Below are 14,321 nucleotides of genomic sequence, written 5' to 3' on the forward strand. Positions count from 1 at the left end.
GCGCCAACGACGACCCCGGCTGGCGCCAGAAGGTCCTGCTCGTCGTTATGTCGGCGATTCTCGGGCGGGTACTGGGCCATCGTCGGATGAGCGACGGCCGGGATTCACGTGGATGCGCCACCCGCCGCGCGGTGCAACCTCGTCGCGAGGCGCTCGAACGCCACCGCGAGCTCGTCTCCGTCGATCACCTCGATGTCGACGTCGAGCTGTGTCATCCACAGCGCGAGCCGGTCCGGGTCGTCGGAACCCACCTCGACACGGCACGAGGACTCGTCGACCACCTCGATGTCGACCGGGATGTGGATCTTCGCGGCGATCTTGGCGGCGGGAGCGCGCATCAGTACGCGGGCGCGGTACTTCCAGGCCCCCTTGCTGATCCGTCCGACGACGAACTCGACGACATCGTCCTGCGGGATCACGCGCGGCCGGAACCGCGCACCCGTCGGTGCGCGCGGAACCATGCGGTCGACCCGGAAGACCCGCCAGTCGTCACGGTCGAGATCCCACGCGAGCAGGTACCAGAGCGTTTCCCAGTTCACCAGCCGGTGCGGTTCGGTGTGGCGCGCCTCTTCGTCGCCTCCGCGCTTCGTGTACCCGAACCGGAGCCGTTCGTGGCCGCGGATCGCGGCGGCGACCGCGCCGAGAATCGAGAGATCGAGCGGCGGCCCAGCCCCGGGAACAACGCTCGTCGCCTCGCGTACCGCCTCCACGCGCCGACGCAAACGCGAGGGCAGCACCTGCTCCAGCTTCGCGAGCGCGGTGAGCGATGTCTCTTCGACTCCCAGCCTCTGGGCCGCGATCGCACCCAGTCCGACGGCGACGGCGACGGCCTCGTCGTCGTCGAGCAGCAGCGGGGGCATCGCCGTCCCGGCGGCCAGCCGGTACCCGCCCGCGACGCCGCGGCGCGCGTCCACGGGATATCCGAGTGACCGCAGCTTGCCGATGTCGGCGCGCACAGTCCTCGTGCTCACATCGAGCCGGCCGGCGAGCTCGGAGCTCGTCCAGTCGCGCTTGAGCTGGAGCAACGACAGCAGTTCGAGCAGACGGGCCGACGTCTTCAACATGCTCTCGAGCATGCCGGCAATTGCGGAAGCTAACCTGCCGCATTGTCTGCGAACCTCGATGTCATGACCGAGAACAACACGCTCACGCCGTTCCGCATCGACATCCCGCAGTCGGACATCGACGACCTGCGCAACCGGCTGGCACACACCCGCTGGCCGATCCCCACGCCGGGCCGGGACGATCGCACCGACTTCAGCCGCGGCATCCCGCTGGTGTACCTGAAGGAGCTCGCCGAGTACTGGCGCGACGGATTCGACTGGCGTGCGCAGGAGGAGAAGCTCAACGAGCTCGAACAGTTCACGACGGCCGTCGACGGCCAGACGTTCCACGTCGTCCACGTTCGATCGGCGAACCCGCAGGCCACCCCGCTGGTCCTGAACCACGGCTGGCCCGGATCGTTCGTCGACTACCAGCGACTCATCCCGCTGCTGACCGATGAGTTCCACGTGGTCATCCCGTCCCTGCCCGGCTTCGGGTTCTCCACCCCGCTGTCAGGGACCGGCTGGGAACTGGCGCGCACGACGGAGGCCTACGCCGAAATCATGACGCGGCTCGGCTACGAGAAGTTCGCAGCGCACGGCACCGACGTCGGCGCGGGCACCACCGGCCGCCTCGCGGCGATCTACCCGGAACGTGTCATCGCCACGCACATCGGCTGCGACCCCCGGCTGCTCGGGTTGCTCGGCGTCAAGTTCCCTTTCCCCGAGGGCCTGTCCGATGACGAGATCGCTCAGATCGAGGCGGTGCGCACCGAGGACGCGGCCGATCACGGGTACCTCCTGATGCAGGACCACCGTCCCGACACGATCGGCGCGGCGCTCACCGACTCGCCGGTCGCCCAGCTCGCGTGGATCGCCGAGAAGTTCAAGACCAGAACCGGCGGCGCCTACCGGACGCCGGACGAGTCGGTGGACCGCGACCAGCTCCTCACGAACATCAGCCTGTACTGGTTCACCCGCAGCGGCGCGTCGAGCGCGCAGTTCTACTACGAGTCCGAGCACTCCGGCCTCGACCTGGTCATGGCCTCCGGCGTGCCGTCCGGATGGGCCGTGTTCGACACCCACCCTCTCGTGCGCCGCGCGATGAACCCGGGGAAAGCGATCGGCCACTGGAGCGAGTTCAGCGAGGGAGGCCACTTCCCCGCGATGGAGGAGCCGGACCTGCTCGCGGACGACATCCGCGCCTTCTTCCGCAGCATTTCCTGAGTCTCGCGGCTCCAACACGAGCTTGGCCTGGCAGCGTCATCACCGGATCAGGTGATCAGCTCGATCCGCCCGGCCGATCAGGATCGTTGCCCCGTGAGCGACCGAACGGCCGAGCGCCGACCCCGGACGACGGGCCTCGACCTGCATCTGGGGCGGCTCGACGGGAACGTGAAGGCCAGCCTCATGGACGCCGTCCGCGACGCGATCCGCGCCGGCTGGCTCGCGTCCGGGACCCGGCTCCCGTCGAGCCGCGACTTGGCCGCCGACCTCCAGGTGGCCCGCAACACCGTGGTCCGGGTCTACTCCGAACTCATCAACGAAGGCTGGCTCACCGGGCTTCAGGGTTCCGGCACCGAAGTCTCGCAACAGGTGGCCGAATTCGTCGGCGAACGACCACGGCCGGCCGACACCCGCTCGCCGAGTTCACCGCCGTCGAAGCCCGCAACCTCGCGCCGCTGCCGGCCGACGTCGAGCACGCCGTCGGCGCCGCGTTGCCGGTCTCCGGGCTGACCGCGTGGCAGGCGTTGTTCGACCACGGCCGGCTCCAGGCGGGACAGACCGTGCTGATCCACGGCGCGGCCGGCGGAGTCGGCTCGATCGCGGTGCAGCTGGCGAAGCGGGTGGGCGCGACCGTGATCGGCACGGGCCGCGCCCACAACCGCGATGTCGCCCTCGACCTGGGTGCCGACGCGTTCGTCGACCTGGAGAACGACCGGTTGGAAGACGTCGGCGAAGTCGACGTGGTTCTCGACGTGTTCGGCGAGGAGATCGGCGTGCGGTCCGCCGGCCTGGTGCGGGCGGGTGGCACGCTGGTCACGATCGCCGCCCCGCCGGAGTTCGAGCCACGTTACGGACGGTCGGTCTTCTTCGTCGTGGAGGCGGACCGGGCCCAGCTCACCCGACTGGCCGCGCTCGTGCGCGAAGGCAGCCTGCGCGTGCCGATCGGGTCACGCCATTCGCTGGAGGAGGTACCGAAGGCCTTCGCTGCCGGACGGCAAGGTGGCGGCAAACCGATCATCGTGGTCGCCGAGCCATAAGCCGGCCGACCGGGTCGCCGCACACCGCGACCCGGTCCACCACCGGCACCACGAGGCCCCCATCCTGCGCGGCGCGGTGTGGCGGCGGTTCACCAGTAGGTCACCGACCACACCTGCGACGAAGTCGACACGCACGGCTCTGCCTTGAGCCCCTCACCCTCGACTCCAACGTGGACGCACCTACCGGAGGCGTTGTTCCGGATCGCCGAGTTTTGGTGAATCCAGTAATCACCCGAGCTCTCATTGTTGCAGCTGCCCAGCGCCAAATAGGGGTACACCTCGTAAGTGTTAAGGCACTTCCCCGATTGGAGGCTGATCAGAAATCCGCCGTTCCACCAGCCCCACCGTTGCCCCACATCAGTGGAATTGCATCGCCCGTGATACGCCACCTGGGGACCCGAATCGAAACACAGTCCTGTCCTTGGGTTCATGATCTTGAAGGGGCCCGGTATCCCCGCCACCTGACGGGTCGCGCTTTCCGAGGCGGTGGCCGCTCCCGGTACAACTCCGGTGATGAGCAACAAAGCGGTGAAGGCACCGGAAAAGAGTGTTCGTATGCGCATGGAAGTACTCCGATCCCCAGTCAACCTGTCCGCCGGCCGGCGGGCAGGGAAAGAACACCACAACGAGCATTCGACGACTACGCGGGCCGATCAGTAGTAGACATCCAGTCGCCAGATGAACGCACCGTCGATACAGCGGTAGTTCGACCAGCGCCCTTGAGAGACCCCCTCACTACCGGTGTTTATACAGTTCGTTGCGTTGCCGTAGAAGCCGAAGAAATGCCAAGACGCAGCCGCACTCTCCGACACAAGACCGACTTGCTGCCGGTCACCGCCAAATCCTTCCGCGCTCGCAATCGACGCTGCCCCGAGAAGCACAGAAGCAGCCACGGAAACAACAGCGACGCCAGCGCAAATCTTTGCCGACACGGAATCTGCCTTTCTGTCCGCCGAGAGCCAGTCGTCGCCCTTGAGAGCCCCCTGGCTACCGGTGTTTATACGGTCGCCACGACTCTGGCCCACGAGCGCTGTGAACGGCCTGCAAAAACCTGCATTCCCCTGGTCAGAGCATTGCCGGAGCCTGCTCGTCGAGTGCGTCCAGCCGGCGCCGCGCGCGCTCGGCTTCCTCCGGCCGGTCCTGCCGGCGGTAGAGCTCGAGGGCCTCGCTCCAGACCGTGCGAGCCTGCGCCGTGCCGCCGAGGGCCGCGTGCGCGTGACCGAGGTTGTCGAGGGTGTTGGCGATCTCGTAGCTGTAACCCAGCTCGCGCAGCACGTGCACGGCCTGCTCGTAGTACTCGACGGCCGAGCGGTGCTGACCGAGGCGATCCTGGATGTAGCCGAGGCTGTCCAGGGTGGCCGCCTCCCCGGATGGATCACGGCTGTCGCGGAACAGGTCCAGCGCGGCCCGGCAGTGCTCGAGGGCGGTTTCGTGGTCCCCGAGCCGGGCGGTGTACCACCCCAGTGCGTTGAGGGCCTCGGCTTCCCACACCGGCTTACCGAGGCCGCGAAACAGGTCGAGTGCGTCGTCGGCGTGCATCGCGGCCAGGTGGTCGTTTCCCCGCCTGGCCCATGTCCACGCAAGCACGCGATGGGCGTAGGCGTGGGCGACGTCATCGCGATGGTCCACGGCGAGGGTGAGGGCTTCGTCGAGGTGCCGCGTGGCGTCTTCGTAGCGTCCCCTCTCGGCATACGCGCCACCCAGGAGCCGCTGCACCAGGCTGTCGCCGGCACCACCGGGCCGACGCGTGATGGACTCCGCCGCGATCTCCCACATGGCGAGGTGGTCCTTGCGGTGTCCGGCCCGGTGCTGGAACGTCGTCAGCGCCCAGGCGAGCTGCCAGACCGTCGGGTACCTCCCCTGCGCGACGGCGACCTGCTGCGCGGCGAGCAAGGTGGCGTAGGCATCGTCGAACCACGTCATCGCGGCTTTGTCGTCAAGTGGCGAGCCGGGGCGAGCGCCGGGTACGGCGGGGTCCAGCTCGATGGGGTGCCGGTGCGGCGCCAGGCGGCGGTCGGCGGCGAAAGCCGTGTGGCAGTAGAAGTCGAGCACCCGTCGCAAGGCGTCCTGCCGCACCTCGCCGGGCAGGTCCTGGGCTTTGTCGTCGGCGTACCGGCGGATCAGGTCGTGCATCCGGTAACGGCCACGGGTGTCCCGGGAGATCAGCGACGACTGCTCCAGCACACGCAGCACCGTCCGGCACGTGTCGAGCGGGCAACCGACGAGGGCCGAGGCGGCGGGCAGGTCGATGTCGGGGCCGGGCGCGATGCCGAGCAGGGCGAACGCGGTGGCCTGTTCGGAGGTGAGCGCGTGGAACGACCACGACAGCACCGCGGGCAGGCTGGCGGTGGGTTCGACGCCGTCGAGGGCGCTCAAGCCGGACTCGTCCAGTTCGTCGACGAGGCCGGCGAGGGGCGTGTGCGGCCGGGTGGCTGCTTGGCCCGCGACGATGCCCAGCGCCAGCGGAAACCCGCCGCAGAACCCGATGAGCCGGGCCACCGCCGCCGGCTCCGCGCGGATGCGCGCGTGGCCGAGCCGATCGGCGAGCAGAGCAGTGGCCTCGGCACCGGACAGGACATCCAGCGGCAAGTGCCGGGCGCCGTGTCCGGTGAGCAGGCCGGGAAGCTGGGTGCGGCTGGTGACCAGCACCGTGCAGGACCCGCTGCCGGGCAGCAAGGGAACGACCTGTGCGGTGTCGGCAGCGTTGTCCAGTACGAGCAGGATCCGCTTGCCCGCCGCCAGACTGCGGAACAGCGCCGCCTGGGCCTGCGCGTCGACCGGGATCCGGGCCGGTTCGACGCCGAAAGCGTCGAGAAACCCGCGCACCGCCACCGCCGGGTCCATCGGCTGCCCGCCGGGGCTGAACCCCCGCAGGTCCACGAAGAGCTGCCCGTCGACGAACTCCTCGGCGTGGCGATGGGCCCAGTGCAGGGCCAGCCAGGTCTTTCCCATGCCACCCGCGCCGGCGATGGCGGAGATGACCACGGTGGCCCCCGGACCGCCCGACACCGCGAAGCCGAGGCGATCCAGTTCCTCGGTGCGGCCGACGAACGGCGCGGGTGCGGCGGGCAGTTGCCGCGGCACCATCGCCGACGTCGCGTGGTCGCCGGTCAACGCCGGTTCGGCAGTGAGGATCTGCTGGTGCAGCGCCCGCAGGGCGGCACCGGGGTCGATGCCGAGTTCCTCGGCCAGCCGGCCCCGGACCCGCTGGAAGTGCGCCAGCGCGTCAGCCGTGCGTCCGGCACGGTGCAGGGCGAGCAGGTACTGGCACGCCACCCGTTCGTCCAAGGGCCAGGCGGCGACACGAGCGGTCAGGTCGTCCAGGAGGTGTTCGTCGCGCCCGAGCCGGAGGAGGACATCGGTGTGTTCGCATTCGGCGGTGAGGCGCTCCTGGTGCAGGCTCTCACGCTCGGCCAGTGCCCAGTCGCCACCAAGCCCGGACAGCGCTTCCCCGTGCCAGATTCCCAACGCTTCCTGTAGCCGTTCAGCACTGCGTCGGTCATCGCCCGAGCCGCGGGCTCGGGTACACAGTTCCCGGAACCGGTGCAGGTCGACGGCCGAAGGATCCGCTTGCAACCGGTATCCGCCACCTTGCCGCACCACATCGGCGCCGGGTGCGAGCAACCGGCGCAGACGTGAGACGTAGCTGGTGAGCGTCTCGCGAGCCCGCGCCGGCGGGGCGTCGTCCCAGACACATTCGATCAGCCGCTCGACGGGAACCACCCGCCCGGCGGCGAGGACCAGCACAGCGAGCACGCGCCGTTGTTTCTCGGGCCCCGGGTCGATTCGCGAGCCGTCGGCCAGGACGGCTATCTCGCCGAGCACCCGGAAGCCGGTCATCGACTCGGTATAGCCGCCCGGCGCACGTCGCTCCGCCAGTAGTCCGGGAGTTCACACGATCGGCGGAAGGAGCACTCGACGATGGCTTCACTCCGGACGTCGAGCGAGCAGGGACGCGCGTCCGGCACCGCTGACCGAACGGCCCCGACCGCTCAGGTGCCGCGACAGAGCCGGCAGACGGGCGGCAGGTCGGGGACCCCGCGGTCCGGGTTGACGATGACCCAGTGGTTCGCAGGTGCTGCGGTAGCTGCACACCCACTGCAGCGACTGCTTGGTGACGACGTTGCCGTAGCCGTTGAGCAGCCAGCTCGAAACCTCACCCGTCGTCGAGTCGTACCACATCAGATCCTGGTGCCCGTCACCGTTGAGGTCACCGAGACCGGCGGCCAATTCGCGGCCGCGCACCACCGCACCGAAGACCAAGGCACCGAACCCGAACTGTCCCGACCCGACACCTGAGCACACGACCCGGGCCGGCACGAGACGGACGCGACTTCGTGCCGAGCCGAGCGGTACAGCCGATGGTTCCGCCCCTTTGGGCGGTAGGTTGGCCGCGTGCCACTGACTGAACTGCTGACCGGCACGCGGGCCGAGGTACTGGAACGGATGCTCGCGCTGAGCCGTGAGCGGCGCGCGGAGCTGCTGCCCGGGCTGATCGCGGCGCTGGAGCACGCGGCGGAGTTCGTGGAGGTCGCCGAAAACACCCATGGCGCCAGGGATCCACGGACCGCCGGCTTGGCCACGACCGCACTGCTGACCGCGCTGCCGCCGCGCGACCCGCGGTGGCAGACGGTGTGGCCCGATGACGCGGACCTGCTGCGACGGGCCCTGCTCGACCGCCCGGTGGCGGAACGAGCACAGCTGGTGCCGTGGTTGCTACGGTCCCGGATCGGGTGGGAACTGGCCAGGGAGCTGGCGCGGGCCAAGGAGATCGAGCTGGTGCGCGGCCCGGAGTACTACGCGGGCTGGTTCGCCTGGGCCCGCAGGCACACGGGCACGCCCCTGGCCGGGCGGCTGCGCGAGGAACCTGAGGCGCTGAACGAACTGTGGGAGCTGCTGGCCCTGGAAGGCGACGGTGAGGCCAGTTTCGCCGCCTTCGACAAGTACGTGGCCGAGCAGGACCAGTGGCGAACCGCCCTGCTCGAGCTGGTGCGCTCCGGCGAGGTCGACCGGGCCCGGCTGCTGACGTCGACCTTGGAGGTGCTGGCCGGGGACTTCGCCGCCTTCCGCGCCCAGTGGTATGCCGCGCTGCACGAGGCCCTCGTCCCGACCACGAGGGAGCGGGCCGCCGCGCAGAACCGGTACGCCCGGCTGTGCGGCAGCGCCAACCCGCGCACGGTGTCCTTCGCGGTGAAGGCCCTGCTCGAGGTGGACAAAGCGGGGCAGCTGGACGACGAGGTGGTGCTCGCGCACCTGCCCGCGGCCGCGGCCGGGCGAACCGCGGGCGCCGCGAAGCTGGCAGTGCGACTGGCCGCGAACGCGGTCAAGCGGCGACCCGAGCTGGCCGGACTCGCCGACGAGGTCTTCCAGACCGCCCTGAGCCACCAGGCGAGCGATGTCCGCGAACTGGCCGCCGCGCGGCTGGAACTGCCGCCGCAGACCCCCGCCAAGGTGGTCTCGGCCGAGTACCCGGAGCCGGTACCTCTGCCATGGCCCGAACGCCGGATGTTGGTGACCCCGCTGGAGATCCCGGACTCCCCCGCCGCGCTGGCCGAGGCGTGCTCCCTGCTGCTGGCCGACATCTACCGGGCAGATCTGCTGCTGGCCGTGCTCGACGGCGCGCACCGCCTGGCCGGGCAGGACTTGGCTTCGGCGCTCAAACCGCTGGTGAAGCGAGCGGTCAGCGCCGGTGGCGAGCACGAGGAGGCGGCCAGGAAGCTGGTCGGCACCCTGGTGCTCGGGCTGGCCGGACGGCAGGTCGAGCCGCCGGAGCCCGGCCAGGGATGGTTGCGGCCGTTGCGGCATCGGGTCGCCGCGCTGCTGGCCGGCACCGCGAACCCGGTCGGCGCGCCAACCCATCAAGGCGGCTGGCTGGACCCCGTGGTCTTCGTGCGGCGACTGATCGACACGCCGGACGCCGCCCAGGACGACGTGGTCGACGGGCTGCTCCGGCTGGCCCCGGACACCCGCGCCGAGGCCGGTGCACTCGCCGCCGGGTTGACCGGTCCGCACGCCACGGCCGTGCGGTTCGCGCTGGGCGCGGCGGAGGCGCCTGAGCCTGGCTGGGTGGGCTTCGCGGCCGCGCGGGCCCGGCAGCCGGAGGCCGCCGATCCGGCCGCGGTGCTGCGCGGGGAATCCGTGCCCGCGGTGGTGTGGACCGCGCGGTTGGGCACGACCTCCTGGGGCGCGGACGCGCTCGACTTCGAGCGCACCCCGACGGCCGAGGAACCCGACGTGCCCTGGCTGGGTCTGCTGGGCTTCGGCGAGCACACGGGGGAATGGCTGGGGTTCAGCACCCCGCACGAGGCCGTCGGCGCACCCTATGACCGGACGCTGATCGAGGCCGCCGTGGCCGAGGACCTCTTCGGCAACGACGCGGAAGCCGGTTACCCCACCGAACAGGTCTGTCTGCCCCGATACCTGGACCGCCCGGACATTCCCGGTTTCACGGGCGCGCTGCTGTTCGCGGCCGCGCTGAACACCAAACGCGCCACCGCCGCCCAGTTGGGTGTGGACGTGGTGCTGTCCCTGCTGGAGGCTCGGCTGCTCGGCCCGCGCGCCCTGGGCGCGGGACTGGCCGTGCTGGGCAACGCGCTCACCCCGACCCGGCTGGTCAAACGCCTGGAAGTGGTGGCAGGCGAGCACCCGGCCGCCGTTCTGTCCATAGTGGACGCCTTGCTGCCTGCCCTCGACCGGTCCACGAAGGGCGTGTTCGCGTTGCTGGAGCTGGCCGCGGACCTGGCCGAGCGCGGCGCGGGCACGGTCAGCCCCGACACCAGGGAATGGCTCTCGGGCTTCAGCGGGTCGTCGAAATCGGCGAAGGCGGCCTCACGCCTGACCCGCTGACAACCGGGCGGCCAGCAGGTGCGAGCACGGCCCGCGTTGCTCCTGGTGCTCCGCCCACCAGGCGCAAGTGCAGCCCGCCGGATCCAGCCGGACGCGCTGCACCGACTGGCCGTGCGCGATCTCGTAGCCACCCGCCGGCAGTGCCCGCACCGCCCCGGCCTCGACCAGGGCCCGTGCCTTGGTCAGCCGGGCGTAGGCGGGCGTGCCGCCGCCGGGCAGCGGGCGGGCGAACCAGGAGCCGGTCACCACATCGTGCCCGGACTGCCCGTTGACCAGCTCGGGCGCGTCCAGGCCCGCGGACAGCGCGGTCAGCCAGCCGCCTTCCCCGGAGAAGCCTCGGGCGGGCGCGGGCGAGAGGGTGACGGTGAGCCGGGCGCGGTCCAGGTGCAGCACCCAGCTGGCCGACTCCCCGCCGGGGGCGACGTAGACGGACAGGCCCCGGGTGAAGCGGATCAGCGGCTCGACCACGCGCAGCCGGTGCAGGCCGGTGGCCGGGATCGCCGCCGGACCGCCGCGTGCGGTCAGCCGCAGGGTCGGGCCGGAGGGCACCGCCCACGCCGAGGTGCCCGCCGTCGGCAGCCGGCGGAGAAAGGTCCGGGCGTCGGTCTGCCCCAGGTCGGCGCGTCGCGTCGCGGTGGCGGTGATCGCGGCGATCTCGGCGAACCCGGCCACCCAGCGCCGGGGCAGCGGCACCCGTTGCTCGGACTCCGCGCCGTCCAAGGTGCGCAGCCGGATGCCGTCCCCGCGCACGATCAGGTGCAGCGGCTCGGTGCCGGCCACCCCGGCCAGCACCGTCCGGGTCGCCTCCCCCAAATCCACGTTGGTGCACCCGGAACCCAGCACGCCCGAGGACTGCACGTCCAGCCGGGCGTGCACGCCACAGCACGGCGAGAAGGACTCCGCGCGCAGGGTCTGCCCGTCCGTGCTGAACACCGGATCGGATTCGGCGACGATCCGGCGCACCATGTTGGGCGGCAGGTAGAACCGGGTGCGCGCGACCCGGCCCAGAACCAGCAGCGCCTGCGCGGCCTGCGCCCCCGGCTCCAGAAGGCCGTCGAAGATCGCCGGAGCCCCGGTCTCCCGTTCCGGTGGCGCGAGCAGCAGATCGGTGGTCACCCTGTGAGCCTAGATCGTCGACCGGTATCTCGGTGCAGGTGACGACACCTGCACGCAGGGTCGTGTCTTCCAACGCCCTTCTGCGCGATCTCAGCTACGGACGTGCGGCCGGCGGGTTGCCCGGCATTGCCAAGCTGGTGATAGGGCTGGTGCGGTGCAAGATCTGCACCCGGAAGATGGCGCCGGGCTCGGCGGCGCTGGCCGATCACCCGAGGACGGTGAACCTGCGCAAGGACGTCGTAGTCGCGCCGATCAACGAGTGGCTGTGCCAGGTCTTCCACCCGGAGAACCGCGATGAGACGGTGCAGCTGCTGACCGGATCACAGGACGGCCGGGTGGACAGCCGCCGAGCGGCGGCGGAGAAGCGGATGAAGGACGCCGAGGCGAAGCTACGGCGACACCTCGCAGCCATCGAAGCGGACGTAGACCCCGTCAACTTCGTCGAGCCGACGAAACGCGCACAGCCCGAGCGGCAGGCGGCCACAGAGGAGCTGAAGCACCTGCCGGACACGCAAGCGCCCGACGTGGCGGAGGTGTACCCGATGCCCGACCACCTCGGCAATGTCGAGAGGCACCTCAACTCGCGGAGCCCGGAGAGGATCACGCAGGTCTACCCGGACCTCGGCCTGCAAGTGTTCTACGACAACAAAAAGAGGCGGTCGTGGTGACCGCCTCTCCCCGTGGGCAACGTGCGTGTCCGAGGACCGAGTTGATCTATAACCCCACCTTGAGGTTCACGGTTGACCTGCAACTGTAGTCACGGCCGCGCGAATCGGCGAGCGACATACAAACCGCTTGAACAACCGCAGTCGCCCGATCGGCTGCGGCAGACGGGGCCTGCCCGGTCGTCGCTTCGGGTGCAAGCGGAGTCGGCTAATTCTGTCGGACCTTGCTGAGAGAGTCCTCGTGTGTACCGACACCTGGATCCCCGCCCCGCGCCGCCGGCGCCATCTGCAGCCACTGCAACCGTTATGCGCCGGACCAGGAGGTCGGGCACCCGTCCGGAGATCGAGCTCCGGCGTGCGCTACGCCGCCGAGGTCTTCGGTTCGTCGTCGATCAGCCGGTTCCGGGCGGGAATCGGCGCCGGCGGGTCGATGTGCTCCTGCGAGGCACCCGCATCGCAGTCTTCGTCGACGGTTGCTTCTGGCACTCCTGCCCTGAACACGGTCACCTTCCCATCGCGAACAGGACCTGGTGGCGGCTCAAACTCCGCGGTATCGCCAGACGTGACCGCGATACTGACACCGTCTTGACTGCGATGGGGTGGCTGGTCGTCAGAATCTGGGGGCACGAAGACCCGTCGAGGCCGCAAAACGCTTGGAGCATGTCGCCCGCGCGAGAAAGCAGGTGGTGAAGCGAAGCACCCGCAGCGGCACCTGACGAATGTTAGCCAACGACCTCGTTGGACCTCGCGCAGCACGAGTTTACCCGGATTCTCACAGAATGACGCCAAAGAGTCGTCTAGGTGTACCCAACCACCGTGGTCAGTACACTTAGTCCGCCTCCAGCCGGTCAGGCCCACGCCGACCTCCCCGGCACGGGGTGGACTCGCCAGGCAAACTTCTGTGGACCGACCATGATGGGGATCAGGCGCTTGATCTCACTTGCACGCGTCGGTATGGCCAGCTCCGTAGGCGGCCTGCGCTTTGGTATAGCCCTCACCGGCAGACGACGAGAGCTGCTGCTTCAGGCCTGAGCAGGAGAACGACGTGAAGCTCAGGTAGTTCTCGGCCGACTTGACGGCCTGCGCGTTCCAGTCGATCGACAGGCTGTCCACGGCTTCGGTGGCCACGGCTTTTGGAAAACCTTCACCAGCGTCCGAGGACAGCTGCCGAATCAGGCCGTTGCGTGAGAACGCGCTGAAACCGAGGTAGCTCTGCGCCTTGTCGCGGGCCATCTCCACCTGCGGCGAGAACTGTGCAGCCGCCTCCACGGTGCTCGTTTCGTTGTTGTGGCTCGGACTGGTCGGCCACGGCGTGCTGGGCGGGTAGGTGACCGGCTGGGTAGTGGCCGCGGCGGGCTGCTCGGTCGGTGCGGACGCCCGAGGTGTCGGGCTGTTGCACGCCGTGGCGATCACGAGCAGGGCGAATCCGACGCCGACGCCGATAAGGACCTTCTTCACTGTGGTTCTCTCCTTCTGAGTTGTCGACCCCCAGCTGGCTAGCCGGGTCGGTGCGGGCGGGGGTGGTACGCCCCGCCCGATCGCGGGCTGGCGGTTCCTACGCGCAGCGGAGGCGAAGATCAGCGGTGCTTCACGGCGACGCCGACGACGCCCGACCACCTGGCGGTGGTCCAGAGCGACAGGGCGGCGGTGGCGACGGCGTTGTCGATAGCGTCCGGTGATCGCACTGCCGGTCAAGCCGGCCCAAGTGATCGGCGACAGATCAGAAGGGCCATTCCCAGCCCTTGACGTTGTCGATGCCCACACCGTTGAGCTGCAGCCTTCCTGAGGGACCTGCGGTCGCGAGGGCGACTTGGCCGGTGTAGGTGCTGTTCAGCGCGTACACGTTCGGCAGCCGCTTTACCTCTGGGTGGCAGGAATCCCACTCCGCCTGATTCTTCACCCCCGCCGGACCCTCGGTCGAGAACGCGAACTCGTTCAGCAGGCCGGGCATCGCGTCGATCGACCCATAGCCGTCGTCCTGGTGGGTCTTGACCGTCACGTCAAGGATCAGCGAGTGGGTGCCGGGTTTGCGCTGGCTATAGGGATTGCATTTCGAGTCGATGGTGATCTTCGTGATCCAGAACTCGACTGCCGGCTCGGTGCCCCCGCCGAGTCCCGCGCGTTCGCCGACCTTCTTGGTCAGGTAGCCCGTGTTGTTCGGTACGACCGTCGGAACGGTGGACGTCGTCGCGGCGACGCTGGCCGGCGCCGCCGCGGCCACGTTCGTCGTCGGGCCGGGCTGCGTAGGCTGAGTGGTTGTCGCCCGAGTTACTGCGATTGTGACTGCGACGATCGCGACGGCCCCTCCAGCAGCGAGCAAGATCCTCGGCCACCGTTTGTGCCGCGGCTGGGCGATGAGGGTGTCCGGCGCGGTGTCGCTGGTCATG

Annotated in this window: 13 protein-coding genes; 6 read left to right on the forward strand and 7 right to left on the reverse strand. The window is 69.8% G+C overall.

The window, feature by feature from the left end:
* Positions 1 to 104: 104 nt before the first annotated feature.
* Complete coding sequence (locus AB0C38_RS13510; protein WP_360671520.1) at positions 105 to 1,064, reverse strand: WYL domain-containing protein; 960 nt, start codon at positions 1,062 to 1,064, stop codon at positions 105 to 107.
* 63 nt (positions 1,065 to 1,127) lie between these two features.
* Here AB0C38_RS13510 and AB0C38_RS13515 point away from each other — a divergent pair, with 63 nt between their 5' ends.
* The 3 genes from AB0C38_RS13515 (at position 1,128) to AB0C38_RS13525 (ending at position 3,307) form a co-directional block, all read left to right on the forward strand.
* A complete protein-coding gene (locus AB0C38_RS13515; RefSeq protein WP_360671523.1) occupies positions 1,128 to 2,270 on the forward strand; it encodes an epoxide hydrolase family protein in 1,143 nt (380 codons plus the stop codon).
* Positions 2,271 to 2,363: 93 nt separating this feature from the next.
* The gene (locus AB0C38_RS13520; protein ID WP_360671526.1) at positions 2,364 to 2,780 is read left to right on the forward strand and encodes a winged helix-turn-helix domain-containing protein; all 417 of its coding nucleotides are present in this window, start codon (positions 2,364 to 2,366) and stop codon (positions 2,778 to 2,780) included.
* Positions 2,762 to 3,307: an NADP-dependent oxidoreductase gene (locus AB0C38_RS13525; protein ID WP_360671529.1), complete on the forward strand. Its 546-nt coding sequence runs from the start codon at positions 2,762 to 2,764 to the stop codon at positions 3,305 to 3,307. Before AB0C38_RS13520 ends, AB0C38_RS13525 begins: the two co-directional genes overlap by 19 nt.
* Before the next feature lie 653 nt (positions 3,308 to 3,960).
* Here AB0C38_RS13525 and AB0C38_RS13530 read toward each other — a convergent pair.
* The 3 genes from AB0C38_RS13530 to AB0C38_RS13540 all read right to left on the reverse strand — a co-directional run bounded on the left by AB0C38_RS13530 (position 3,961) and on the right by AB0C38_RS13540 (position 7,552).
* Complete coding sequence (locus AB0C38_RS13530; RefSeq protein ID WP_360671532.1) at positions 3,961 to 4,239, reverse strand: hypothetical protein; 279 nt, start codon at positions 4,237 to 4,239, stop codon at positions 3,961 to 3,963.
* Between the two features lie 133 nt (positions 4,240 to 4,372).
* Complete coding sequence (locus AB0C38_RS13535) at positions 4,373 to 7,147, reverse strand: BTAD domain-containing putative transcriptional regulator (protein ID WP_360671535.1); 2,775 nt, start codon at positions 7,145 to 7,147, stop codon at positions 4,373 to 4,375.
* Positions 7,148 to 7,234: 87 nt separating this feature from the next.
* Complete coding sequence (locus AB0C38_RS13540) at positions 7,235 to 7,552, reverse strand: FG-GAP repeat protein (RefSeq protein WP_360671538.1); 318 nt, start codon at positions 7,550 to 7,552, stop codon at positions 7,235 to 7,237.
* Positions 7,553 to 7,702: 150 nt separating this feature from the next.
* Here AB0C38_RS13540 and AB0C38_RS13545 point away from each other — a divergent pair, with 150 nt between their 5' ends.
* Positions 7,703 to 10,153 carry a DUF6493 family protein gene (locus AB0C38_RS13545; protein WP_360671541.1) on the forward strand — a complete coding sequence of 817 codons (2,451 nt, stop codon included), beginning with the start codon at positions 7,703 to 7,705 and terminating at the stop codon, positions 10,151 to 10,153.
* Here AB0C38_RS13545 and AB0C38_RS13550 read toward each other — a convergent pair.
* Complete coding sequence (locus AB0C38_RS13550) at positions 10,136 to 11,269, reverse strand: hypothetical protein (protein WP_360671543.1); 1,134 nt, start codon at positions 11,267 to 11,269, stop codon at positions 10,136 to 10,138. The two genes, AB0C38_RS13545 and AB0C38_RS13550, sit on opposite strands and share 18 nt — an antisense overlap.
* A 62-nt stretch (positions 11,270 to 11,331) precedes the next feature.
* On the opposite strand from AB0C38_RS13550, the gene AB0C38_RS13555 reads away from it, so the two are divergent.
* Together AB0C38_RS13555 and AB0C38_RS13560 are read left to right on the forward strand one after the other, a co-directional pair.
* Entirely contained in the window at positions 11,332 to 11,937 is a 606-nt protein-coding gene (locus AB0C38_RS13555) for a hypothetical protein (RefSeq protein ID WP_360671546.1), read from the forward strand.
* A gap of 303 nt (positions 11,938 to 12,240) precedes the next feature.
* Positions 12,241 to 12,624 carry a very short patch repair endonuclease gene (locus tag AB0C38_RS13560; RefSeq protein WP_360671549.1) on the forward strand — a complete coding sequence of 128 codons (384 nt, stop codon included), beginning with the start codon at positions 12,241 to 12,243 and terminating at the stop codon, positions 12,622 to 12,624.
* A gap of 246 nt (positions 12,625 to 12,870) precedes the next feature.
* Here the strand turns inward: AB0C38_RS13560 and AB0C38_RS13565 are convergent, their stop codons facing one another.
* A complete protein-coding gene (locus AB0C38_RS13565) occupies positions 12,871 to 13,392 on the reverse strand; it encodes an Ltp family lipoprotein (RefSeq protein ID WP_360671552.1) in 522 nt (173 codons plus the stop codon).
* Positions 13,393 to 13,654: 262 nt separating this feature from the next.
* Positions 13,655 to 14,320: a hypothetical protein gene (locus AB0C38_RS13570; protein WP_360671555.1), complete on the reverse strand. Its 666-nt coding sequence runs from the start codon at positions 14,318 to 14,320 to the stop codon at positions 13,655 to 13,657.
* Position 14,321: the final 1 nt, after the last annotated feature.

Source organism: Amycolatopsis sp. NPDC048633, from assembly GCF_040650695.1.
In the GTDB taxonomy this organism is placed as follows: domain Bacteria; phylum Actinomycetota; class Actinomycetes; order Mycobacteriales; family Pseudonocardiaceae; genus Amycolatopsis.

Excerpts from the sequence above, each read along its gene's own strand:
- AB0C38_RS13510 (WP_360671520.1), bottom strand. The coding sequence starts at position 1,064 with ATGTTGAAGACGTCGGCCCGTCTGCTCGAACTGCTGTCGTTGCTCCAG.
- AB0C38_RS13570 (WP_360671555.1), bottom strand. The coding sequence starts at position 14,320 with ATGACCAGCGACACCGCGCCGGACACCCTCATCGCCCAGCCGCGGCAC.
- AB0C38_RS13535 (WP_360671535.1), bottom strand. The coding sequence starts at position 7,147 with ATGACCGGCTTCCGGGTGCTCGGCGAGATAGCCGTCCTGGCCGACGGC.
- AB0C38_RS13515 (WP_360671523.1), top strand. The coding sequence starts at position 1,128 with ATGACCGAGAACAACACGCTCACGCCGTTCCGCATCGACATCCCGCAG.
- AB0C38_RS13560 (WP_360671549.1), top strand. The coding sequence starts at position 12,241 with ATGCGCCGGACCAGGAGGTCGGGCACCCGTCCGGAGATCGAGCTCCGG.